This window comes from Saprospiraceae bacterium (assembly GCA_016715965.1).
Taxonomy (GTDB): Bacteria; Bacteroidota; Bacteroidia; order Chitinophagales; family Saprospiraceae; genus Vicinibacter.
On record JADJXG010000001.1, the window covers coordinates 545,500 to 571,248 of the forward strand.

General features: G+C 39.6%; 22 protein-coding genes. 10 read left to right on the forward strand and 12 right to left on the reverse strand.

The features are described from left to right. Positions 1–49 precede the first annotated feature (49 nt). The 6 genes from IPM48_02045 (at position 50) to IPM48_02070 (ending at position 8,940) form a co-directional block, all read left to right on the forward strand. A complete protein-coding gene (locus tag IPM48_02045; protein ID MBK9270351.1) occupies positions 50–1,126 on the forward strand; it encodes a histidine kinase in 1,077 nt (358 codons plus the stop codon). Then, the gene (locus tag IPM48_02050) at positions 1,123–2,154 is read left to right on the forward strand and encodes a histidine kinase (protein MBK9270352.1); all 1,032 of its coding nucleotides are present in this window, start codon (positions 1,123–1,125) and stop codon (positions 2,152–2,154) included. The genes IPM48_02045 and IPM48_02050 overlap by 4 nt, the downstream gene beginning before the upstream one ends. A 149-nt stretch (positions 2,155–2,303) precedes the next feature. Beyond that, positions 2,304–3,080, forward strand: a complete 777-nt coding sequence (locus IPM48_02055) for a response regulator transcription factor (protein ID MBK9270353.1) — start codon at positions 2,304–2,306, stop codon at positions 3,078–3,080. A gap of 360 nt (positions 3,081–3,440) precedes the next feature. Then, the gene (locus tag IPM48_02060; GenBank protein MBK9270354.1) at positions 3,441–5,177 is read left to right on the forward strand and encodes a hypothetical protein; all 1,737 of its coding nucleotides are present in this window, start codon (positions 3,441–3,443) and stop codon (positions 5,175–5,177) included. After that, positions 5,167–5,790 (forward strand): hypothetical protein, encoded by a 624-nt coding sequence (locus IPM48_02065; protein ID MBK9270355.1) that lies wholly within the window; start codon positions 5,167–5,169, stop codon positions 5,788–5,790. Before IPM48_02060 ends, IPM48_02065 begins: the two co-directional genes overlap by 11 nt. A gap of 534 nt (positions 5,791–6,324) precedes the next feature. Then, complete coding sequence (locus IPM48_02070; GenBank protein ID MBK9270356.1) at positions 6,325–8,940, forward strand: DUF4062 domain-containing protein; 2,616 nt, start codon at positions 6,325–6,327, stop codon at positions 8,938–8,940. Positions 8,941–8,959: 19 nt separating this feature from the next. Here the strand turns inward: IPM48_02070 and IPM48_02075 are convergent, their stop codons facing one another. The 9 genes from IPM48_02075 to IPM48_02115 form a co-directional block, all read right to left on the reverse strand. Then, a complete protein-coding gene (locus IPM48_02075; protein ID MBK9270357.1) occupies positions 8,960–10,009 on the reverse strand; it encodes a serine hydrolase in 1,050 nt (349 codons plus the stop codon). A gap of 904 nt (positions 10,010–10,913) precedes the next feature. Beyond that, positions 10,914–11,612: an NAD(P)H-binding protein gene (locus IPM48_02080; GenBank protein ID MBK9270358.1), complete on the reverse strand. Its 699-nt coding sequence runs from the start codon at positions 11,610–11,612 to the stop codon at positions 10,914–10,916. 20 nt (positions 11,613–11,632) lie between these two features. Beyond that, positions 11,633–12,289: an L-2-amino-thiazoline-4-carboxylic acid hydrolase gene (locus IPM48_02085; GenBank protein MBK9270359.1), complete on the reverse strand. Its 657-nt coding sequence runs from the start codon at positions 12,287–12,289 to the stop codon at positions 11,633–11,635. Positions 12,290–12,315: 26 nt separating this feature from the next. Next, a complete protein-coding gene (locus tag IPM48_02090; GenBank protein ID MBK9270360.1) occupies positions 12,316–12,546 on the reverse strand; it encodes a (4Fe-4S)-binding protein in 231 nt (76 codons plus the stop codon). Between the two features lie 8 nt (positions 12,547–12,554). Further along, on the reverse strand, positions 12,555–12,836 hold the full coding sequence (locus IPM48_02095; GenBank protein MBK9270361.1) for an N-acetyltransferase: 282 nt from the start codon (positions 12,834–12,836) through the stop codon (positions 12,555–12,557). 112 nt (positions 12,837–12,948) lie between these two features. After that, on the reverse strand, positions 12,949–13,458 hold the full coding sequence (locus tag IPM48_02100) for a DinB family protein (GenBank protein ID MBK9270362.1): 510 nt from the start codon (positions 13,456–13,458) through the stop codon (positions 12,949–12,951). 103 nt (positions 13,459–13,561) lie between these two features. Then, positions 13,562–13,948 (reverse strand): hypothetical protein, encoded by a 387-nt coding sequence (locus tag IPM48_02105; GenBank protein ID MBK9270363.1) that lies wholly within the window; start codon positions 13,946–13,948, stop codon positions 13,562–13,564. Positions 13,949–13,999: 51 nt separating this feature from the next. Further along, on the reverse strand, positions 14,000–14,773 hold the full coding sequence (locus IPM48_02110; GenBank protein ID MBK9270364.1) for a sulfite exporter TauE/SafE family protein: 774 nt from the start codon (positions 14,771–14,773) through the stop codon (positions 14,000–14,002). A gap of 32 nt (positions 14,774–14,805) precedes the next feature. Then, positions 14,806–15,321, reverse strand: coding sequence for a hypothetical protein (locus tag IPM48_02115; protein MBK9270365.1), 516 nt, complete (start codon positions 15,319–15,321; stop codon positions 14,806–14,808). Between the two features lie 1,484 nt (positions 15,322–16,805). Here IPM48_02115 and IPM48_02120 point away from each other — a divergent pair. Next, entirely contained in the window at positions 16,806–17,552 is a 747-nt protein-coding gene (locus IPM48_02120) for a succinate dehydrogenase/fumarate reductase iron-sulfur subunit (GenBank protein ID MBK9270366.1), read from the forward strand. 8 nt (positions 17,553–17,560) lie between these two features. Here IPM48_02120 and IPM48_02125 read toward each other — a convergent pair whose 3' ends face one another. Next, positions 17,561–18,085, reverse strand: a complete 525-nt coding sequence (locus IPM48_02125) for a putative metal-dependent hydrolase (protein MBK9270367.1) — start codon at positions 18,083–18,085, stop codon at positions 17,561–17,563. Between the two features lie 104 nt (positions 18,086–18,189). Between IPM48_02125 and IPM48_02130 the strand changes: the two genes are divergently transcribed. The 3 genes from IPM48_02130 (at position 18,190) to IPM48_02140 (ending at position 22,380) form a co-directional block, all read left to right on the forward strand. Continuing rightward, positions 18,190–19,386, forward strand: a complete 1,197-nt coding sequence (locus IPM48_02130) for an OmpA family protein (protein ID MBK9270368.1) — start codon at positions 18,190–18,192, stop codon at positions 19,384–19,386. A gap of 354 nt (positions 19,387–19,740) precedes the next feature. After that, a complete protein-coding gene (locus IPM48_02135) occupies positions 19,741–20,343 on the forward strand; it encodes a pyridoxamine 5'-phosphate oxidase family protein (protein MBK9270369.1) in 603 nt (200 codons plus the stop codon). A 1,827-nt stretch (positions 20,344–22,170) separates the two neighbouring features. Beyond that, entirely contained in the window at positions 22,171–22,380 is a 210-nt protein-coding gene (locus IPM48_02140) for a hypothetical protein (GenBank protein ID MBK9270370.1), read from the forward strand. A 354-nt stretch (positions 22,381–22,734) separates the two neighbouring features. On the opposite strand, the gene IPM48_02145 is transcribed toward IPM48_02140, so the two are convergent. Both IPM48_02145 and IPM48_02150 read right to left on the reverse strand, forming a co-directional pair. Next, a complete protein-coding gene (locus IPM48_02145) occupies positions 22,735–24,036 on the reverse strand; it encodes a T9SS type A sorting domain-containing protein (protein ID MBK9270371.1) in 1,302 nt (433 codons plus the stop codon). 11 nt (positions 24,037–24,047) lie between these two features. Then, positions 24,048–25,568: a T9SS type A sorting domain-containing protein gene (locus tag IPM48_02150; GenBank protein MBK9270372.1), complete on the reverse strand. Its 1,521-nt coding sequence runs from the start codon at positions 25,566–25,568 to the stop codon at positions 24,048–24,050. Between the last annotated feature and the right edge of the window lie 181 nt (positions 25,569–25,749).

Genomic DNA, 25,749 nt, shown 5'->3' on the forward strand with positions numbered 1-25,749 from the left:
TACAATTGGTTCCAGTTTATGACAATTCATCGGATTAAAAGCCACCGCAATGCCTGGTTCTATCTATCTTTGGGCGATGCCAGTCAAAAGATATAGCAAGAAGGAACCTTTGGTGTTTATTTGGATCATGGTCCCTTATATCTTCTTTATGAATTGGCTCATTTTTGGAAATTGTATTTTTACCAATTGGATTGAACATGTCTCTTCATTTTTTATCAGTGGACTTTATTTTGTCCTGGTATATGGCGTGTTTGGTTCTGTTGCAGTGATCATTCAAAGACGATTTCCGGCTGCGGGGGATCTTTTTCTTCGTGTCAGAATCATGTTGCCGGTCTTTTATATGATGAATGTTGTGGCTGTTTCTGCAGTTTTTGGACTCTATTCCTATTTTAATATATTGAATTGCACGCCCCTATTCAGCCATTTATGGTGGACCATTCTCTACGCATGCATTATGAGTACGGTGATCACCTTCATCAATGAAGGTTTGTCCAACTGGGAGAAGTGGAAGAATAGTCTTTCCGAAGGAGAGAGATTAAAAAATGCTTACCGCCGAACCAAGTTATTGGGTTTGAAAGGTCAGATCAATCCTCATTTTTTGTTCAATTGTTTTAACACTTTGTCGGGTCTCATTGCCGTGGATGAAGAGAAGGCCGAGCAGTTTCTGGACGACATGACCCTTGTGCACCGTTATCTCTTGAGAAACGAGGATGATTATTTGGTCGAATTGAAGGATGAACTCCGATTTGCAAAAGCCTATTTAAGATTGACCTGTGCCCGTTTCGGCGATTCGGTAAAATGCGATTTTTCAATTGAGGATGAAAAATTGAATCACAGGATTCCACCCTTGAGTCTTCATGTTTTGCTTGAGTATATAATTTATACCAATGCGATGAGCAAAGAAAGCCCGATTGAAATAAAAATGGAAACGAGAGATCTCACCTTGGTCGTTCAACACAACATCCAGTTAAAAACCATTGTGCGAAGTTTGGATCTGAACGATGGTTTGGACAATCTGGTGGAGAAATTTAAATTGCTGCATGGTCAGGAAATGCAAATCATGGAGAGTTCTGATCGGAGAGAGATCGTATTGCCCTTGTTTGAGCCTAAAAACATGAAAGCATGACAATTCCAGTACCACCAAGATACCAATACATTGGATTTCTCTCGTCGATGCCGGTCATTTGCTTTTTTCTGAGTTATATATTGTACGACAAACGCGTTTTTACAGATTGGGAAATCTGGGCGGCTGCATTCCCCTTGCTGTACGCCATTGGTTATGTATCCTGGAGAACCCACTACATTTATGACCATTTCATCCACTCCAAATTTCCATCCCTGGATGAGACGCGCAAACGGGTTTTATATATCATTCCAATCAACTTGTTTGTGATGACTCCATCCGTGTTGTTCATTTTTTTTATTTTTGATTATTTTAATATACTGGGATATCAGATTCAAGAAAATGATCTTTTGTATGGTTATTTGGCAGGATTGGGAGTCAATATTGTATTTGAATCCTTGTGGGAAGTAATCTACATAATCGATAAATACAAGGAGTCCGCAGCGGAAGCAGCGCTGATTGAACAGATGCAATTGAGGCAAGAGTTTGATCGATTGAAAGAAAAAGTCAATCCCCATTTTTTATTCAATAGTTTTAATACTTTGTCTTCCTTAATCGTTACGGACAAAGATCTTGCAGAAAAATTTCTGGATGAATTGAGCAAGGTGTATAGATATTTATTGAGGAACAATGAAACCGGTATGAGCACTTTGGGTCAGGAGATGAAATTCATTGATTCGTATGCGACCTTATTGACCACACGCTATGGAGAGGGTTTTCGGTTGATCAGGAAGATTGAGCCAAGCAAGCTCGAAAAAGAAATCCCGACCCTTAGCTTACAGCTATTGGTCGAGAATGCGGTAAAGCACAATGTGGTCAGCAAGGAAAAACCCCTTGAAGTGATCATAGAAACGACTGCCGATGGATATCTTAAGGTGAGCAATGCCTTGCACCCAAAGACCAGGGCAGTGGTCGATTCAACTGGAATAGGACTTTCCAATATTCGAGAGAAATACAAGTTACTGCAAAGAGAAGATGTAGAAGTAGGTGTCGTTGACCATTATTTTGTGGTTAAAATTCCCATACTCTGATGTTTGACTTAGACTCAATTTATTCATTGAATCCATCAATTGATATGAAAATAGAGCCAATTGCTCCGAAACGGATAGGTAGATTTGCCAATTGGTTAGAACTTTAAGCTAGATTTAATCTTAATAAGAACATGGAAAATTCAGAAAAAATCAAAATCTTGATCATTGAAGATGAGGAACTCGCCGTTCGCAAATTAAAGAAAACATTGGAATCCATCGATGCGAATGTTGAGATGGTAGGTTCTGCAGATAGCATTGCCTCTTCTGTGGACTGGTTGACCTCCAATCCTGCACCGGATCTGATTCTGATGGATATAGAGTTGGCGGATGGCCAGAGTTTTGAAATATTCAACCGCACAAAAGTAAGCTCACCCGTCATTTTTACGACCAGTTATGATGAGTACGCCTTAAAAGCATTCAAAGTAAACAGTGTTGATTACCTATTAAAGCCTGTTCAGAAAGATGAATTGCAAGCTGCATTGGATAAGTTTAACGAAGTTCGAAAAGTGTACAACCATCCTCCGGAAGAACACCCCGGCATCAAAGATCTCATCGCTGAAATGAAACAAACGATTTCCAGAAAAGTATATCGCAAGCGCTTTTTAGTGAAACATCAGCACAAGCTCGTTTCTGTAGAAGTTAAGGACATATCCTATTTTTTTAGCGATGACAAACTTAATTTTTTCAAGACTTTTGACGATAAGAAATATCTGATCGACTACACTTTGGATGAGATTGAGCAAATGGTGGATCCATCTGATTTTTTCAGAATCAATCGGGGATTTCTGTTAGCACCTTCCGGAATAGACCAGATTCAGGATTATTTTGGAAGCAGATTAAAACTAGTCTTAAAGCCATCCATCGATAAGGAATCCCTGGTCAGTCGCGAAAAAGTGACTGACTTCAAAACATGGCTGGGAAAATAGGACTGATTAAATTTTAGTTTAGAATATGACCCCTTACATTTTAAGGGTTTAGGAGTCTGCTGGATTTCCAATCTTTTCTTCACTCTATAGGCATCCAAGCTTTCCCAGTTGAGAGAAAAAACCTCGACTAATATTTTATAGGTAGATGAGATAGATTGATATCACAACTTCATTCGTAATTTCAAATTTAACATGTTAACAATTTGTTAACTACTTATATGATTAAAATTAGTTTGTTATTAATGCTAAATTTGACTCAAATTTTAACTTTATGAAATCCTTCTCTCCTTCTCTCCTTCTCTCCTTCTCTCCTTCTCTCCTTCTCTCCTTCTCTCCTTCTTGCTTGCGCCCATAATGACAATGGCTCAGTCGGATCCTTTATTTGAAGAAACAGTCATCGATTCTTCAAAAATGACAGAGGCCATGTATGATTGGCTGGAGCTTAGGACAGAAGATACGACCATATTATCCTGGTGTATTTCTAAAATAGAAAACTTACCCGAGTATCTGGATGACTCCGCCCATTTTTACCTTTATGTGGACGGATTTGTGGATTCTGTATTGATTGAACCCACCGATTACCAGTACACCAATGATTACACTTACAGCTATACAGGACAGATGGTGGGGGAAGAAGGCTGGGTCAGTTTTGTATCGTCTGACTCCATGAAAACAGCCCTGATCTATTACGGAGGGGAATACATGGAATATATCCCGTTTTTGAGAAATACAAATTTGTGCTTGAAATATGACAATATCCGATATGATTCCACCTTGTGTGAGGTTTCTACTGACAGCATATTTGAAGCCAGTTCACCAATAGACACTTCACTATGCAGAGAAGAGACCTGTGCCACTGTGATAAAAATACTTATTTTAATCACTCCGCAGGCTGAAGCCTATCTAGGGACCAGAGGAACCATCGATGCCATGTCCAAGATTTGGCTCACCAACATCAATCGCGCTTTTCAAAATAGCTATATTCCTCATTTAGTAGAGGGAGTTGTTGTTTATCATAATTTTACAAATTATCATTCTTCTGGGCAAATTATTAATGATGTCATTAATTTGCGCAATAATAGTAATGTATTAACACTAAGAAATATCCACAAAGCTGATCTGGTTCTATTAATTACTAACCAAAAATACTCAAGTCAGGCACTAGGGAGTGCTGGTGATGAAGTCGTGGATCCAATTAAGGCACATGCAATAGTTGAAGCCCCTTATATTGACGCTCCAACTTTCACATTAGCTCATGAAATGGGTCATCTTTTTTCAGCCCACCATCAAAGGAAACAAGGAGGAAGTCCTGCTTATTTTCCAACAGATTGTTCATTTGCTTACAAGGTTACTGGAACTGAATATACAATTATGGGATCTGTGCCTGTAGTTTTGCATTATTCAGATCCAATGGCAAAATATCTTAGTTATGCTACAGGTGACCATGTAAACAACAACGCAGGCAAAATTAGGAAACAAGGATGCACAGTGGCCAATCATCGCTCTGAGAATAATTTTCAACTCACTTTTCGTAGTTCCGGCCAATTATTATGCACGCCACCTTATCTGACGATTGAAGCCATCATACGTGAACCGGACAGCGGCTTTCCAGGCCAACCACCTTATTCCTACGAATGGAACCGAAGTTTTAAAGGCGATTTTTCGGATGAAGTTTCCCTTGGAAATACCAGTTCAATTTATATTAATTCCTGCGGTATTAGCTCAACAAGACCTTTCTTTGTGAAAGTGGAGGTCACATCTAACGATAATGTGGTTAGCATGCTTACCCGAAAGGTCAAATGCCAGTGCCAGCAGGGGAACCCAAATAATCCCAATCACAGAACCAGTTCTAACTTAATGTCTGGTGGAATCCATTTAACAAATACCTTCGGTACTCAATTTTATCCAATAGACCAGATTGAAAATATTCCTTTTGATCAATTTTCATTGTTTGATTTGGCAGGTAGGAAAGTATCATCCGGTTATATCATAGACAACACCATAAATTTAAATCTGAACATCAGCGGTTTATATTTCATTCAAGTATTTAATCGTCATGGATTTTTCACCACTTTAAAGTACTACAATGAGAACTAATATTTTGCTCATATCTTTCATACTATATTTCTTTAACTTCTCTTGTATAGAAACAGGTCCGGATGATCCAAATCCACCAATACCCAAAGACAGTTGCATAGTCTATGAACCTATTCTGGATTCCATTTCTAAAGTAAGGGTGTACACTGTTAAGGACACCATTGCAGATTTTGGATATGCCACCAAAGTCAATATATATACTTTCTTTAATCTCGGAATTCTGAGAAACTATAATAGAATATTAGTGACATTATTTTCAAATGATCAATTTGGTGACTTGACTGACCTATTAGTTTTTTATGTTAATGATATAAATACTGGATGTTATAATATTACACTAGATGGAAATGATTTGAATTCATCTAATCTGCAAGTAGGCGCTTTGTTTAACTTTAATGATAGAGACATTTTAGTGGATAATTATTTATTGGATACAAATCAAGTAAACAATAAGATAGAGATTGTTTCCATCGATACAGCACAGAAGATCATCGAAGGCCGTTTCGCTTGTTCGTTTGTATTTGCAAATGATCGACCAAAACGTGATCCGTATAACCTGGATACAATGCGATTTTTTAATGGGTATTTTAAGGGGAAGTATGAGGATAGGTGAGTTGGGAGATGACAATTGGGAATTGACAATTGACAATGGAGAATTGATAATTGACAATGGAGAATGGAGAATTTTTTTAAAACCAATTTAGATGGCTGCTATTTTATGTGGTTTTTTAAGCGCAATGGATTTTTCACTACCTTAAAATACTATCATGAAAACTAATTTTATCTTAATTATAGCTATATTAAATCTTTTCAATTTCTCCTGCGTTGATTCAGGTCCTGATGATCCCAATCCTCCAATACCCAAAGACATTTGCCTGGACGGATACACGGTTTCTACATTTCCACATTTCCAAATTTCCATATTTCCATGGCGCTGAAGCAGAATTTATTACACTGAAAGCGTACCCTTCACGGAGTTTAGGACGCTCTAGCGTCCCTGCGGTTTTTCAATTTTCAAATTTTCAAATTCTTTAATTCTCTAATTCTCCAATTTACCCCAATTGATCCATAATTTTTAACAATTGATCGCATTCTATTTTACCGTTAAATCAACTCGTTAAATCTTTGCGGCATCAAATTACAAAAAATGAAAACCAGTATTATTTCAGAATCAGATTCAATCATTCTTACACCCGACCAGAGATTAAGGGTTTTTGTCAGCTCTACCCTCCAGGAATTGGCAGAAGAGAGAATGGCCGCAAAAGAAGCCATACAAAGCATCCAAATGATACCGGTACTTTTTGAATTAGGTGCAAGATCACACGCTCCGCGCAATCTCTATCGCCAGTATCTCGCACAGAGCCAAATTTTTATTGGGATCTATTGGAACCGATATGGATGGGTTGCGCCTGGAGAAACAATTTCTGGTCTGGAGGATGAGTATGACTTATCCGGCAATCTACCAAAATTGATTTATATCAAAAGCAGTGAGGTCAATCGCGAGGTAAAATTGGATCAACTCATCCATAAAATTCAAGCGGATGATCAGGTCTCCTACAAGTATTTTAATACATCAGAAGAATTAAAGCAATTGATAGCAGGAGACCTTGCCATTTTGCTGACCGAAAGATTCAGACAAAGTTCGCTGGAAGCATTGCCGAGCACAAAAGAAAGCTCTTTCCATTCCATTCCGGTGAAGGCCAATTCGATGGTCGGCAGAGAAGACAATGTGAAGGAACTATTAGATATGTTGAGTCATTCTGAATACAGATTGATCACGCTTTCAGGTCCGGGAGGAATTGGAAAAACAAGATTGGCGATGGAGCTTGCTCAAAATCTTCTCCATGAGTTTGCAAATGGAGTGGCCTACGTTCCACTCGCCCCGGTGAGAGATCATGAATTGGTGGCAGAAACCATCGCCTATCATCTTGGTATGAAATTATCAGGTGCCAATGCCATCGAAAGTTTGAAATTGTTTCTGGAAAATAAAAATATGCTTCTGATTCTGGACAATTTCGAGCAAGTCATACAGGCAGCTCCCATGATAGATGATTTACTGGCTGCTTCGCCTGGATTAAAGATTTTAGTAACTAGCAGAGAAAGATTGTCTCTATCTTCCGAGCAGGTGTATGTGGTTCCTCCTTTGACGAGTCAGCTCAAAAATTCAGAGAACAATACAGAAGAAATTCCATCCGCTGTCAAACTTTTTATACACAGAGCAAAGGCCGTGCAACCCTCTTTTGAATTAAATGAAAACAACAAAGAAGTTCTGTTTAAACTTTGTAAACGATTGGAAGGATTGCCTTTGGCCATTGAATTGGCCGCCGGTCAAATCAATATTTTTTCCCCCAGTTTACTTTTGCAAAAACTTGAGTTAAGCCTGGATGTGCTCAAAGCCCAATACAGAGATATTCCGGAACGCCAAAAAACCATGCGCAATACCATTGCCTGGAGTTATGAATTATTGTCAAAAGCACAACAAGAACTCTTGCTTCAAATCAGTGTATTCCCTTCCGGTATGTTGCTCAATTCCATTGAAAATATTCCTCTCAGTCAAGGAGAAGAAGTCTATAGTCTCTTGTCATCGCTGATGGATAAAAGTCTTTTGCAAAAAGAAGAAGAAGGATTGATGCCGAGATTTCAAATGCTGGAAAGTGTAAGAGAGTTTGCTTTGGCACAAATGAAGGAAGAGGGTCTTTGGGATCATTTTCACCAAGTTCAGGCGGAGTACTACCTTCAGTCTCTCCCCATGATTCGCCTGCATCAAAACGAAGTGGATCAGGTAGAATTGCTTCGTTGTCTTGAAAAGGAACATCCCAATATTCGACAAACTTTGGATTATTTAATGCTACATGAAGAGCTTCAAAAAGTAACTGAAATTGCTTCCAATTTATGGTTGTTTTGGTGGGTCAATGCTCACGCGAAAGAAGGATATAACTGGCTTAAAAAAGCCTGGGATTTGTACAAGCAAAAAAAGATGCCACTGAATGAATATACATTCGCTCTGTTGGCTGCTCATACCGGTATCATGTCATTTATGCAAAGGGATTTGCAGACTTTTCAGGAATCTTTGGGTGTAAATTTTGAATTAATCCTTCGACAAGAAAACAGTGAACTCGTGGCAACCGCCTGTCTGGTCACAGGAGTGGTCAAGACCATTCTCAAAGATTATACGAGTGCCAATCAATTGTTGACTACCAGTTTGAACTTATTCAAAAAAATAAAGCACCATACAGGCACCAGTCTTGTGTTAAGCGCTTTGGGCAGAAATGCAATATATGGCGGTGGACAAACAAGCCTGGCAAGGAAATATTATAAGGAAAGTATGGAGATGGCCAGGTTGGATAAAAATGACATCTCTTATATCATTACCCTTTCCGGATTTGCACTAAGTGAAGCCATGGACAAAGATCCTTCTGCACAAGAGTATTTAAAAGAAAGTTTAAAACTGAGCGCCGATATTCATTTTTTTGAAGCCATCGCCTGGTCTTTGGAAATCTGGTCCATTGTATCCATCAATGAAGGCAAACTAAAACGCGCGATTACTTTGATGAGTGCAGCCGAACATTTAAGAAACATCACCAGCCTTCCTGTCTGGGACGATTTACATGAACTGATCCAGTATTCTAAAATGGAAATTGTACAACAAATGGATCAAAATGTCTATGAAGAATGCTGGACTTTTGGAAGCACCATGAATCTTGACACCATGGTTCATTTTGCCCTAAGTGATTTGGTGCAGCAGGAACAAAAGGCTGCTTAATGATCTTTCTATGGATCGGTCAATTTATTAAATAGTTCTCATAGATTCTTTGAGGTTTGTTGGGTTGTTGCGCATTCCATGCTGTAATCACCACAACCATATTTTCCTCCCTGGACACGATTATATTTTGACCTCCTGCGCCTCTTGCCAGAAAGACATTTGACTTTACATTTTCGGTGGTCACCGGCTGACTCCACCAAAAATATCCATAGTCGTATCCTCGGTAAAATCCATTCGGATGTTCATTCTTCACGTGGGAAGAAATTGCAGACAATACAAAGCTTTCAGGAATCAGCTGAACACCATTCCATTTTCCATTCTGAAGATACAACTGACCCAATTTGGCCATGTCACGTGAACTCAGATACAACAAAGCCATTCCATTGTTCTGTGGTCCTTTATTTCCCTGCCAGAATTGGAATCTCTTTATTCCAAGCGGATCGAACAAGTATTTTTTTGCAAACAAATCAATGTTCAAACCGGATGCCCTCTGGATGATTCCTGCCACCAGGACAGGTGCTGCATTGCTATAATTAAACAACCTTCCCGGAAGCGTATCCATTGGAGTTTCTAAAATGGCATGATACCAGTTTCCCTCCGTCTGCATCACTCTTCTCCAGCTATTTTCCGGATCATCCCATATTTGTTCCTTCCATTTAAAACCATGGCGTTGAGTCAGTAAATCTTCAATCCTTAATTGTTGAAGGCGCTTATCCTCTACCATCAGTTCCGGGAAAAAATCAAGTACCCTTTCGTCAGTGCTTTTAATATAATTCAATTGCAAGGCACATCCCATCAAGGTAGAAACGACACTCTTTGTGGCAGACTGGAGCTGATGCAGTGAATCTTTTGTCCAGGAGGAATAATATTTTTCAAAAACCATTTTGCCATCCTTAATGACCAATAGACTGTGGATTTCTCCAAACTCAGCTTTTTGAATGGCCCTGTCAGCCTTTAGGGCTCTTTGAAGGAGCTCTGGATGCTCAGCCTTTTCTTCAAAATAGATTTGAGCCAATAGGCCAAATGGACTTAATAAAATCAGAAGAAAAATGGGATATTTACTTTTCATATAAAATCACACCTGTCCAAAATAAGTTTAAATTTGAAATGTGGCCATTGATTTAAAGTGAATACTAATTTTGAATCGTTATTATAAAACTGAAAACCCATAACAGTTATTACAATTTAAAAAAATTTTTTTAATAAACTTCATGTATGTTACTTTCTTTTGGCCGTCAAAAGAAAGTAACCAAAGAAAACTCGCGGCTGGACTCCTCGCTCACCCAACTGCAGCTCTTTCGCTATGCTAAAAAAACTCGCCTCTACCTTCTCCTACTGGACTCCACAATCCTCGCTTCGCCAACTCCGTCATTGTGGGTAGCTCCTCGGTTGGGCTCAGACAGTTTTTAGCATGACCGCGAAATTCGCTGGTTGGGTACCCGAGCTGCGGAGCCCAAAGCCGCATTGAAATGCATGAAAACCATCATTATTCCTGATATTTCAATCTAAATAATGAGTACTATTAAGAGCCTTTTCGTCAGCGGCCTAAGAAGGACAGATTTTGGAAATAGCGCCTTATATTGTCGCTCCTTTAACTGAAACTAATATGATGCACTCATCAAATATACCATCCAAATGAAATGACAATATGGAGCGGCAATATACAGCGCCCAAAATCTGTCCCAACAGAGAACCTTTCAAAATGAACCAAATAAAGATCAATAGAACCAAGGAAGATGCCGCCTCAGAAAAGGCTGCGTTTTTGTCCACTTTTTGCGCGACAAAAAGTGGAAAAGTTAGTTTCTAAAAATTATTTTGGACATATGTGATATAAAATTTAATTCAAACTTACTAAATGATTACGATTGGCAGAGTGGAATGTAGATGGCTTTTGCTGTTTTATTTTTCCTTACGCCAATGTCCGGTTCATATTCATGCACCCATGCAAAATTCCATTCAAAGTGGTGATGAACTTATTTCCGGGCTTTTGCCACTTTGGATATTTCATCCAGGATGTATTTGCTCAATCCCGGTGAATTGGTTTTGGAAACCTGAATCATTGCCTTTGCCAAAATTTCTGTCGGCAATGGCTGTTGGCTTTTAAACAAACCCACTTTGTTCAATAATTTGAGCATTTGAATACCCCAAATTTCCATGGGCCGGTCTGTATTTTCTCTGATGAGCATGCCCGGTTGAAAAATACTGCAACAAGGAAAACCCAAGTGTTGAACGGCCTCTTCAAGTTCTCCTTTCATTTTGGAGTAAAATATTCTGGAATGGGAAGAAGCGCCGTAAGCAGACACCAATGCAAAATGTTCTACCCCATTTTCTCTTGAGAGTTTTGCGAAATTCAGCTGGTGATCAAAATCAATCTTCCTTTGTGCTTCCTTACTTCCAGCTTGTTTTAGGGTGCTGCCCATGCAAGAGAAACCAACATCCCCGCGAATGAGATTCTTCCAATCCGCCATCTGATTAAAATCAACCACCCATTCCTTTAGTTTCGGATGTTCAAGATTTGATTTCCTTCTGACAAAAATATGTACTTCTGAAAAATCAGAATCTTCTAACAATTGCCTTACCAGGGGTCTTCCGGTAGCTCCGGTGGCGCCAATTACCAAGGCAATTTTACCGGATCTAAGTTGATTTGACAAATGACTTGTTGTCTCTTCCATACGGGCAGAATTTTTAGGATTCAATGGGCTGTCTTTATATCTTGTCTTGACAAGGGTTGAAATCTGAAATCACATTTGTGGGCGCCCATTGCGATGGTTCCCTTTCTGATCAATTTCAATCCAGCTAACTCTGAGGTGATTTCATCCACTTCACATAAAATTTTTGCAAATTCTGAGCCTTGATGTTTGCTGTAAAGTTTACAGATTCCACACTCTAAAATGTCAATACCGAAACCAAGCTGATGGGTTTCCTTTTTATCAGTAATGATACGCACCGAAAATCCATCCGGATGCATGTATTTAATCTTGGTTTGTATGATCCTTATGAGCAGCTGACCAATCCACGACTGGATGAGCCTCCCGGGTAGTTTGCGGGACCATCTTTGCAAGCTATTTTTTGGCCGAACCAAATCCGCAGCTACTTTTAAACAGAAGATACGGATGTCGGAATAGGAAATATTGACTTCTTCCATGGATTTCATCAGGGCCAAAAAACAAGCTGCCAATTCTATTCTCCTGTCCATGGGATTCTTGGATGTGCTGATAAATTGAGTATCTTTGGAAATTTCAGAAAAGCGAATTTGAATTTCATGATACATACTTTCTGAATTTTCAGGAAAATCTTCTCTGAGGAATTTCAGGATAGTAGCTTTGAGAATATCGGTTTTATAATTCACAGCTTGGATAAGATGAGCATAAGATTTTATTTACCCTGAATAGCTTTGATGCTAAGTGCTCCTGAAGGGCATTTTTGAACCGCCTGGATGATCTCCTCTGATCCGGCATTTTCTATTTTTATCCAAGGTGATTCTTTGGGCTTAAAAACCGAGGATAGATTTCTTACACAATTACCGGAATGGATGCATTTACCGGATTGCCATACCACTGTTATTTCTCCGTTGGAATACTCTTTTGTAATTTGATCTCTATTCATTTTATTTATTATTTGAATAAAACATCCTGATAAGCCTCCGTTTTTTCAAAAACCGATTTGGCAAATGGACAAACAGGTACGATCTTGATATTGTGTTGCCTCGCGAATTCCACTGCTTTTTGAACAAATTGTTTGCCGGCTCCTTTTCCGGCCAGAGATGGCCCTATCTCTGTGTGTTCGATGATCATTTTTTGCTCTTTCAATTCATAAGTCATCTGACCCAAGGTTTGACCATCTTCTTCAATATAAAAACTTCCCAAATGTCCATTGTCACTTTGTAATATATTCATATCAGTTCCAAATTTTTTCAGTATATATAATTTCAAATAGCAAAGAATAAGCCATAGACCATAACAAAAATGACCTGATTCTGTTTTGCAAACCTATCCGGGTAAAATTCAATTACCAATTTCCGGCGTACGACAAATCCTCCTTACTCATTTGAAGCAGGTATTCGTATTTTACCTTGTTGATTTGACGAATGTGCAGGTAATCATGGGCCAACCAATTGCACAACATCATGGATGCGGTCATTTTACCCAATTTGGGATGCACATAGAATTGATCCCATTTTGGCTCATTCAAAGATAGAAGCCATTCGATGGAATATTCTCTTTCCTGCAGAAACGCATTCAGCACCTGGCTGTAATTTTGCAATGAATAATTTCGGTCCTGCACCCAAGCCTGAGGATCGATAGATGGCATGGGATTTTCTGAGTGTTCCAAAATATGTTTTATCCTGGCCCTGAAATCCTCCCTTTCTTCATCATGGAGATGACACAAAATTTCCAGTAAGTTCCATTTATCGGGAAGTATTTTCCAGGTGTACAAATTTTCAGGAAGATCAGTCAATAAGGCCTTGAAAACATCTTTGTGCTGATGCAATTGGGCAATGTATTCTTTTTGTTGCATGATATCTATTTTTTAAAAAGAAAATGGGTCACTCCATTTGTATCGGGTTTTTGTCTTTGTACTTCTTCAAAATTGAATGATCCATCACACGCTGTTAAAATGGCTATTCACTCAGAATTTGGTTTGATCTGTGAAATCGGATGGTTAATATTGTAGTAATCAGAAAAGGCAAGGTTGACAGGACAATTTTATAATTTGATCCCAGGAAACCAACAAAACACATAAAACAAATTAGTATGGCCAGGCAAACCATCCCAATATAGGTCCATGCTCTTGACACTTTTTTCTGAAACAAAGTAGCGATGAGGATAATTTGCCCAAACATTGGTAGAATGGTGAAGGGATGCAGGACGGAAACCGGATCTGTCAATAATTTGGAAATGAATTCAGCTTCTGCTTCAAACAGAAAGGAATGTTGCACCTTACCCCACTCCAAATATCCGAAAAGGGAAGTGACAACCAGAAGAACATTCCATAATTTGGCTTTCATTTTTTCCAATTTAAGATGAACAATGATATTAAATAAACTGACTTTTTGGCATTAGAGAAATCCTGCACCCAGCGCCAGAGAAAAGACGATTAACATAATGGCAATGATGATTTGTAAAAAACGAAGGGTAATTTTTTTAAACAACTGATGTCCGAGATAGGCACCAAGGATGGCTGATATCGTCGCTGTAAGGACGAGGGCCCAGTGATCTGACAAGCCGGATTGTGCAAACCTTGTGGTATAAACACTCAATCTTGTCAAATCTACTAAAGTGGACACGACCACCGTCGTTCCAATAAAGGCCTCCTTTGTCAGTCCTGCTTTCATCAGGAAGGCCGCTCTCAGAGCCCCCTGGTTTCCGGTCAAGCCTCCAAAAAAACCGCTTAGTATTCCCCCAAGCAACAGTTTGTCCTTACCAAATTGCAGTTTGGAAAAATAGGGAACAAGTTCTATGATGGCAAAAATCATCAATAGTATGGACACCATCAACTTCACCGGATAAACTTCAAAATTTCGCCCAAAGCTGGTGTGGCTAAAAATGGGTGGTAAATCATTGATTTGAAACAGGGCCCACGCACCGATGATCGCTGCCAGAATCGCAGGAATACCAAATTGAATAACAACTGCCTTATTCGCCTGTTTTCCCACCAAAAGCAATTTGAAGATATTGTTGAAAAAATGTACCACTCCGGTTAAACCGATGGCCAGATCCACAGGAAAAAAAATCATAAACACCGGCGTTAACAAGGTCCCCAGTCCGAAGCCTGAAAAAAAAGTGAGAATGGCCACTAAAAATGCGGTGATCGAAATTAGAAAGATTTCCATTGCTTTAGGCTGGTTTTATTTCGTCTTTCATCTTACTGTTGGATGTTTTTAATCGGATTTTCAGGCTCATACCATCTGATGGGGGATTGCCTGATAGAAGGAGTTTCAATATACATGTACGGCAACTTTTCCAGGGAGTGGCAGTAGTTGCATTGTATGGTCATTGTATTGAAACTTTCTGCAAAAAGTTCTTGATTTCTACTGACCAAAGCCTCTTTGACTTTCGGAATGACCCACTCTATAAAATCCTTGGCAGATGCAGCTCTCTTTGGCCTTCTCTCCAATCCATTTTTAAAAGCGAGTTCAATTTTTTCAATTTGATATTCCCCGTATTCCCAATTCTTGTCTTTCCCTGCCCAATAAAGTTCCTGATACCGATATCCTATTTCTACCATGGCCTGATCAAATCCTCTCAAGTGCTTTTCAATCAATTTTATTTGGTCTTCTTTATTCCCTTTGATCCAATCTCCGCCTTCGGATGACTGTTTTATTTCCAAAGTACATGCATAAAGAAAAACCAAGCCAAATGATGTAAGAAGAATTTTCATTGATTACCGATGGATTTATCAAAAAATGAAAAACTGATCTTGTTCTACTGAAGCCATTAAATATTTATTTTCTTTTGATTGTATTTTGTGTTTGGTTTTCAGATGAAGCTGAAAAAATAGGATTTTCAGCATAAGTCCAAATTTTAGCCCATTGGGGATGTAAGACCTGTGATTTTGAATCCTTTCTGTATTTATTCCTTTCTTCCTTGAAATTGGTTAATTTCAACTGAAAGATTGGATGCGAAATTATCAATTAAATTCACAATTTGAATCACATCTGTCCAAAATAAGTTTAAATTTAAAATTTGACCATTGATTTACAAGTGAATACTAATTTTAAACCGTTATTATAAAATTGAACCCCCATAACAGTTATTGCAATTTAAAAAATTTCTTTTGTTTATCAAACTTCATGTATGTTACTTTCTTTTGGCCGTCAAAAGACGACTGAACGATCTGCGAAGCAGTTTTGAGCGACAGCTCAAAAAGTGAAGGAGCCCCCACCAATAAATTGGGGGCAAGGCGCAAGGGATAAAACAAAGATAGTTCGTTGTTTCAATTATCCGCTTTCGCGGTTCACTTCGCCATCGCACTGTCGTACGATGGTATCCAGCGTGGCAGGATACTTCGCTACGATCACCTCGCTCACCCAACTGCAGCTCTTTCGCTATGTGACTGACTGGTGTTCCCCATACGGGGAACATTGGAGTGACACAAAGTCACTCCAAAAGGAGGGAACCGTCCCTCAAAGGACGGCTTGGAGTGCGCCGCCTCGATGGCCCATTCTTTTGTTTAGCTTCCCACAAGCGCTAACGCGTTCTTTCACTTCTCGTGCTGTCGCACTCGACCACTCCTAAAGTCGTGGATCGCTCAATCACTACGGAGCCCTAGGCCGCATTGAAATGCTTGAAAACCATCATTCTTTCTGATATTTCAATCTAATTAATGATTAATATTAAGAGCCTTTTCGTCAGCGGCCCAAGAAGGACAGATTTTGGAAATAGCGCCTTATATTGTCGCTCCTTAAACTGAAACTAATATGATACACCCATCAAACAAACTATCATAGTGAAATTAAATTATGGAGCGGCAATATACAGCGATCTAAATCTGTCCAAACAGTGAACAATGTAAAATAAACCAAATAAGGATTATTATAGCCAAGGAAGATGCCGTCTTAGAAAAGGCTGCGTTTTTTGGTACTCCGCTTTCGCGGCTCCTTCACTTAGAGCGCTGTCGCACTCTACCAAGCTTTTAGCTTGGATCGTTCAGTCGTGCGCGACAAAAAGTGGGAATGTTGATTTGTAAAAATTATTTTGGACAGGTGTGAATTTGAATAGAGAAAAAATAATTTTTGGTACTGAAAACAAATGATGGCTCATTTTTTTACCAAAAATGACTTTGCCCGCTGTCAATCTTTCAATCAGCAGGTCTCCAATGTCATTAATTCTCTATCTTTGAGCCTCAAAACCACAAAGCAGGATATGAAACTAAACCTGAAAGTCTGGAGACAAAAGTCTGCAAATTCAAAAGGATCGTTGGAAACGTACCAGGTGGATGCCAATGAACACATGTCTTTTCTCGAAATGATGGATGTGCTCAACCAGGATTTAATCGAACAGAAAAAAGAACCGGTGGCATTTGATCACGATTGCCGGGAAGGAATTTGCGGATCATGCAGCATGGTCATCAATGGAAGACCCCATGGTCCAAATGAAGGCACCACTACCTGTCAGCTTCACATGAGATTTTTTAAAGAAAATGATACCATTGTAGTTGAACCTTTTAGAGCGTCTTCGTTTCCGGTAATAAAAGACCTGGTGGTTGATCGTTCGGCCTTTGATAGGATCATCCAGGCTGGTGGTTACATTTCTGTCAATACCGGTCAGGCCATCGATGGCAACGCCATTCCAGTGGAGAAAGATCTTTCCTCCAAAGCATTCGATGCAGCAGCCTGCATTGGCTGCGGAGCCTGTGTCGCTGCCTGCCCCAATGGATCTGCAATGTTGTTTACAGCCGCCAAAGCATCCCATTTGGGACTTTTGCCCCAGGGCGAGGTAGAGCAAAATCGGAGGGTGAAAAACATGGTACATCAAATGGACATGGAAGGATTTGGCAGGTGCAGCAATGTCGGTGCGTGTGAAGCAGAGTGCCCCAAAGGCATTTCACTCGACAACATTGCACGTCTCAACAGGCATTATACCGCTGCCATGATGGCTTCAGAGGTCTAAGCCAATCTTTATATCAAGCCCAGAGCAATCCGGATATGGGCCAGATGGTGTCTGCAATGCCAGTCATACAATCCAATGGCTTCCTCCATCATGATCATTCTACCCTCACCATGGTGGTAATATCCTTTGTTGCGAATTTGCTGCTCTGTAAGAGACTTCAGAAATATCACCCATCGATGATGGAGAGACTTGAGGATAGCGATGGAATCCTGTACAGTGTCCAAACTCACATCCGGTAATTCAGCCCAAATTTCTTCCCTATATGGTATAATAATGGGAGTAGGCCCTGTAATTGCCAGTTTCTGCCGGACATACGCATTGATGTGGCTGTCCGCCAAATGATGCACCAATTGCAAAACAGTCCACGATTCCGGTCTGTATGTGGCAGACCACTGATCTGCACTTAGATTTTGTACGAGCTTTTGGAGAGTAGCAGGGGTGGATTCAATTTCTGCGATCCATTCAGAAATTAGATCCATCCCGGGTTTCTCAGGGACGATCCAGCGGCCGACTGGGTATTTGAGCTTTTCCATGGTCCAAAAATAAACCAAAGTTTGAAATTGATCATTTCATGCTAACTTTGTACTTTTAGAATATCATTCCTTCTTTCTGTTTCAATAAAATGCATTTAAACAATATGAATCCCATTGAGTATATTCGCCAAAATACATCCGAGCAATTTCATCAAAAATTAGCTGAGTATCTTTCCATCGATCCCTCAGCCGCATGGAAGATACAAAATGAGTTTACCAGTTGTTTGGTGTCAAGATTGATTCAGAACTGTGGTGATAGGGATCAACTCAACCGAATATGGGATTTTATCAGAGATCCTGCTATGTCCGGCTGGTACGGAACCAAATTGGTGGCTGAGAAAGGAGGGACTGTGATTATGCAAAGCATCTTGCAGTTTGTCACAGAAATTTTTGGGAAACAATGGGATCAAATTCAAAGTCAATTGATACGTCACACCGATCTTCCAGCCAATAATAAGTTGGAAATTGGTTTTGTGGAATTATCTGCTGTGGTCTTTTCAGCCTTGCAGAAAAAAAGCGTGGAGGAAGGGTTTGGCTCTGATCAGTTTGCCACCTGGATTGCCAATGAGAAAACCAAAATATTTGCAGTGGTTCCACCTGATTTGGCAGATACGATGAATTTGACAAGTACACAGGTCAAAGTGGAATTATCTGAAGACACCGCTGTGTATTCTTCGTACTGGTGGATCTGGTTGGTGGGTGTATTGCTTTTGCTGACCGGTATTTTCACGGGATTAAAAAAATGCAAGAGAGATACCACCGGCCCTGTGAAATCTGAAATAAAAGAAGTGGATCCCTATAAAACCCTGGATTTGGTAACCCGGACCAAATGGGAAAATCTGGGATTTAAAATTAATTATCGATTGCCGGATGGCAATGAATACGAGTTTCCGGACAAAGGTGTGGAATTCAAAATCATCAGCTACATCGATCAGCCCAATACCACAGGTGAAGAAATAAAATGGTTTGATTTTGACCGCATTCTATTTAACACCGGATCTTCAGAATTGAATCCAGCTTCCTTGGATCAGTTGACAGGAATTTTTAAAATTCTGAGGGCTTATCCGACCGTCCATGTCAAGATAGGCGGCTATACGGACAATGTAGGTGACCCTGCATCCAACCTTAAATTGTCCCAATCCAGAGCAGAAAGAGTGGTTCAGGAGTTGATCCGAATGGGAATATCTTCCAACAGATTGGAGGCCGAAGGTTATGGAGATCAGCATCCGGTCGGAGACAACAACACTCCGGAAGGCAGAGAAACCAATCGCCGTGTTTCCTTAAGGCTGACGAAAAGGTAAAGCCTATGGACGATTGCGGAAATCAGGAAACTGTGATAAAGATAAAGTTTAAGAAGCCTGATTCCTTTTTCCCACAGGAAAGTCGCGAGAGTTAATTTATTCGCTACTGTTTCAAACTTCAATACCTTACATTTCTTTCAAACCATTTGTTTTCCCCATATTGGATGTCTAATTTTTTATTTCAAATAAAACCAAGCCTAAAAATGGACGTTCTCTCTAGCAAGAATCATAGTTGCTGATTTCTTTTAAAGCTATGACACCATTAATTACAATCTGAAATTCCCTGATTTAAAATACAAACATCAATTTTTAATAATGGAATTCAACCGGATAATCAGAGGTTCAAAAAGGGAGATGAATGATCTTGAGAATCTCTATGCAGTATTGGATGCAGGGTTTTTATGCCATGTGGCATTTCAGCATCAGAATAAGAGCATGATCATCCCCACGGCTTTTGGTCGAAAAGATGAAGTGATTTATTTGCACGGTTCCACCAAAAATTTTATGCTCAACCAGATTTTAGATGGACAAACAGTTTGTGTAGCAGTGACCCATTTGGATGGACTCGTTTTGGCAAGATCTCTTTTCGACACCTCCGTCAATTATCGTTCGGCGGTTGTGTTTGGAAAGGCTGAAAAACTGGAATCCGAAGAAGAAAGAATGATGGGTTTGAAAACCATCACGGATCATATCATCAAAGGGAGATGGGAAGAAGTTCCTGTGGGAAGCGAACAGGCACTCAAAGCCACGATGGTCGTCAGAATTCCGATCGAAAGTGCCTCCGTTAAAATCAGGAAAGGCGGACCCATGGGGGACGAAGACCTGAAGAATGAGGTATGGTCAGGCGTAATCCCGCTCAGCCTGCAACCAATGGGTCCGGTAGCCGATGAAAAATTTGGCGGTCAACTTCCTCTTGCAGAGAGCGTGATCTGGTATCTGAGCCACTTCAATAGATGAGTTATAAATTCTTGTTCTGCTTATTGTCGGCTGTTTTTCCTGATTAAATGGAGCATCACAAATGGACCTGTCAGAAAATTGCAAAGAACAATCAAAGAGGAATAAAAGAATTTTCAGGTGGTCTGAATACCTTCTTGTTTTAAGATTGGAAATCACTTGAGATTTTGGATTGGAACAGAGTTTGAAACCAAGCAAATATCTCAATCACTTTTATCCCGACAATTCAGCATTAATTGGTATTCGAATGGCACCAGGCCACCAAAGGAATTCGCGATTTCTGGGATGAAGCATCTCAGCATCTGCCATTCTATCTGCAGTTTGTGTTTGCAATTCCGGATTTTGAGCAAACAGACTTATAAAGAAACAGCAAATCTGTCCAAAATAATTTTAATTTGAAAATATGGCTATTGATTTACATGTGTATACAAATTTTGTAACGATATTTTAAAATTGAACCCCATAACAACTATTGTAATTTAAAAAATATTTTTTGTTTTTCAAACTTCATGCATGTTACTTTCTTTTGACCGTCAAAAGACGACTGAACGATCTGCGAAGCAGTTTTGAGCAACAGCTCAAAAAGTGAAGGAGCCCCCGCCAATAAATTGGGGGCAAGGCGCAAGGGATAAAACAAAGATAGCTCGCTGTTTCAATTATCCGCTTTCGCGGTTCACTTCGCCATCGCACTGTCGTACGATGGTATCCTGCGTGGCAGGATACTTCGCTACGATCACCTCGCTCACCCAACTGCAGCTCTTTCGCTATGTGACTGACTGGTGTTCCCCATACGGGGAACATTGGAGTGACACAAAGTCACTCCAAAAGGAGGGAACCGTCCCTCAAAGGACGGCTTGGAGTGCGCCGCCTCGATGGCCCATTCTTTTGTTTAGCTTCCCACAAGCGCTAACGCGTTCTTTCACTTCTCGTGCTGTCGCACTCGACCACTCCTAAAGTCGTGGATCGCTCAATCACTGCGGAGTCCTAGGCCGCATTGAAATGCTTAAAAACCATCATTCTTCCTGATATTTCAATCTAAATATTGATTAATATTAAGAGCCTTTTCGTCAGCGGCCCAAGAAGGACAGATTTTGGAAATAGCGCCTTATATTGTCGCTCCTTTAACAGAAACTAATATGATGCACCCATCAAACATACTATCATAATAAAATCATAATATGGAGCGGCAATATTCAGTGCCCAAAATCTGTCCCAACAGAGAACTTTGCAAAATGAACCCAATTAAGCCAAATAGAATCAAGATAGATGCCGCCTTAGAAAAGGCTGCGTTTTTGATACTCCGCTTTCGCGGCTCCTTCACTTAGAGCGCTGTCGCACTCTACCAAGCTTATAGCTTGGATCGTTCAGTCGTGCGCGACAAAAAGTGGGAATGTTGATTTGTAAAAATTATTTTGGACAGGTGTGAAGAAAAAGCTAACTTGAAAACCTGAGAAAATACCTCCAATTACTCAAATGCTGGGTCTAACACCTCAGAGAGCTATCGGATGATTGGAATACCCGATAAAAACTTTTTACCCTACTTGTAAGTATTTGAGAATTTCTCGAAAATTGCATTGCAAAATATGGTATCAGATGAATCAGCAGCACTTCAAATTTGTCGAAAAGGCTCAATCGCAAGGTCTGTGAAGTCATTTTTGATCCATGGTTTGATTTTTTTTTGACGAATGAATATTTTATATAACAAAGAAATACAATATTATATACATAAAATAATTTAGTAATATTAATTTTAATTGATTTTTTTCATCACAGGGTTACATATTATGCAAAATATATATATAACTTTGTCCTTATGTAAAACTCATTGTTATGCAAGGTTGGAAGAAAATTATGACCATTCGGGACCAGTACAAGGCTGAGGTGAAGCGCCTTCAGCTCATCAAGAACGGCATTGAAGCCATGCTGATGTCCAAGCCTAAGGAAACCATGAAGGTGGCGATGAACGGGATGGATCTCTACGTCAAAGAGGGCCAATACGAAATAGCCTCCATCCTGCTTTTCGAAAACGAAGAGGATTAAATTACAGACTTACAGAGGGTTAAAAATTCAGGCGGAAATTCTGCCTGTACACCCAAACGATAAGGGTCAACAATAAAAAGAGAAACAACAGGAAGAATATAAAACACCTTCCCTTACTACCTTTATTTAATTCATGTAACTCCATGGGGTGGATTTAAGGCGCAAAGTAAATTCAAAATATCGCATTCTCCAAATTATCACCGAGTTTTTGCAAAAGAGATCGGATTTTATTTTGTAAAAATGATTAGAATCCTGATTGATTTAAAATTTCATATTTGTGAGTCAGTCAGGCTTACCAATTAGGTAAGCATTAAATGGTAGCTTTTTTGTAACGAGAAGCTGTCATTTCATGGTCTATTCTTTGATAAATTTAAGGAAGGCTGAAGTGGAATCATTGTATAAAACTCTGCACAGATATACTCCTGATGGAAGATCGTCCAGACGGATCCAGTCATGATCCATTCCCTGTTGTATTCTAAATTGCTTTACTTCTTGTCCCTGGAGATTAAGAATTTGGAAGAAACCGGAATTTTGAATATTTGCAAGCTGGATTCTAATTTGATCTTCGGCAGGATTGGGATAAACGCTCCATTCCAAATTATCAGCAAATTGAATGGTTCCTACTGAACGGCAGGCTTCCTCAATCAAGGCATAGCTGTCACAGGCATCCAGATTATGATCAATATCGTATATTTGAAATTGTTTGTGTTTAATCCAGTCACATATGCTTTTTACATGGCAGAGATTTAGTTTGATATTGTCGCGTAGAATAAGTTCTGAGATGGTCTCATGATCTAGTTCTTCGATCCCTTCAAGCGAACTGAGTTCCGGATTGAGATTGATTTGCAATTTACCGCCTATGGTTTTTAGCTTGCTAAGTGGCTTTAGATTCTTTATTGAAGATAGTCCCATGATTGTAACCTGATTACCGATTGATTCAAGATTTTTGAGACCGTTCAAGTCCTGCAAAACCCTGAGTCCTATCAAGCGGAGATGCCCACCGATCTTGCGCAGATTCCTGAGACCCTCGATGTTTTTTAAACTGAGATTGCTTTGGATTCTAAGGTCTTCCGGGATTTCCGTTAGACCGCTTAAGCCATCAAGATTGCTCAGATAATCATTGTTGCGGATCGAGATGAAGCGGCCCACCTTGCGCACGTTGCGCAGCCCATCTATTTGAGTTAATGAATCTATATAATTGCGGTGTTGGTAAAAATAAAGTCCTCCACCAATTTCTTGCAAATGGGACAATCCTTCCAGGTCCACCAATCTTAGATTAATGGCAATCCGTAGGTCCCCGGATATGTATTGGAGGGAATCCAATCCATCGAGGCGAAACAAAGAATCGGTTTCATAAATCTCCAAATCGCCCAGGATCTCTTTAATTCGCGGTAATGGTCTCAGATCTTCTACTTCAAGAGAAATAATCAGGTCACCTTCCAATGTCTCACAGTTGGGATAAAGTTGTGCAAACAAGATGAGCTCCTCCTGAGAACAAAGTTCAATTCTTCCCGGAGGTGGGCATTGACTTTTAATAATAATTGGATGCAGCAAGAAAAATCCACACATCAAATAAAGTAATCCGATAGGTGTTACCGGAGTTTTTACTTTAACACAATTGCATTGAAACGAATTCGGAGTCCTTATTTTTTTCATTCAGCCCGGTTTTATTCAACCATTATTTTTTCTACCTGAGTGTGTCCGTTTTCAAGACTCAACATTAAAAAATACAGTCCATTTGAAAGCGTAGAAATATCAATTTTGATGGTATTTTGAGAAGTGTTCAGATATTGACTATGGATATGCTTCCCGGCAGGATCTACTATTCTGAAGTGACGAATACCCAAATTATGATCTGTTAATTCAAGGTAGAGCGTTCCAGAAGCAGGATTGGGCCATAGAATCAGGTTTCCATCGATTCCCGTTTTATGATCAAAAACCGAAACCAGGCTGCTGTCGCAGACGGGTTCATATCCCAGTCTGTAGTTGACAAAATTGGGTATGCTCCCGTGGTTTACTGCTGGCAAATGGAGTCCGTGTTGCTCAAAGCGGCATGCCTTGCCCTTTTCATTGGGTTCGTGGATGATGTGCATCACCTCATTGCTGGTCCCGGTGCTTACATAGATCTTACAATCCGGAGCCAAACGGGCCAGGTTGAATGCGGCAGGCCAGTTGCCGGGTTCTACATAGCCATCCCATGAGTCAATATGGACCAGACTAGCTTGTGGGTCCTGGGACCAGGTATCGACCTGATAGAGTTCATAAAGAAAAAACATGTAAACAAATCTTGAATTGGAAGAAAATGCAAGACCAGTTAATTGTGCGGCTCCAGAGGATTCATTTCCTGTGGTTATTTGACGGAAATTGCTGAGTAAACCGGACTCGCGATCAAAATCCATCAGCATTAGACCATCGCTGGAAGTCATTTTGGCATACATGGTCCCGTTGGGTGAAAAACATGACTGCCCGGTTCCTGCATCCCAATATCTTGTTGCAATCCCAATATTTTGCTCAAGTCCTTTTTTAAGACCGGTCTCGTCAAGTAGACTCAGATAATAAGCATTATTCGTATATCCACAACTAATCACCCACCAGTCCAAATTGTTAGCATGTCTTACTGCTGTGAGATAGCCAGAAGGCATTATTTTTTCTACCATTGGAATATTTTTTTGAATAACATCACCAAATCCTGAATTCAAATTCATATTTACTATTGAGTATAGTAATTTTGAAATTACAATACTACCAGGAATATTTGTATCAGAATTCTTTTCATTCATAAAATAAATAATAATATACTCAAAGGGACTCTTGGGTCTAGGAAGAATTAAACTGCCTTGGCGGAGACCGTAATCTCCATAAGTGCATGAAATATCCCACAAATAGCCTTCATTGATTTTTCCGTTGGGCATAGGGCGGAACAGGCGGTCATTAACGTAGCATCCGGAGGTGTGGAGTAAAAGTTGACCAGACAAATCGCAGATCGATGCGTTGTTACTATGAACTCGAGGATACCTACCAAAGTGTTCCATGCGGAGTGGAGAATAATTAAAGTCTAGTGAAAATCTATAAAATTTGCTGTCTGTAGTAGTCGTACTATTTGTGCCACCTAAAACCCAAATATAGTCCCTTTTGCCCTGAGAAAATAAGGATGTTGTTAAAAAAACAAATAAAAAAATTAATTTCATGTTTCTAAAATTAAAATTGGAGGGTTGTGATCAAACTCACATTCAGTTTAGATTTAATTGTGTGATTAAAATTGTTTTTATTAAGTATTAGTTTATTTATAACGATTTAGGTAAAAAATAGTAATTATATAGCATGAGAAAAACTATTATTTTTATTTCAGAGAATTAAAATATCGGGATT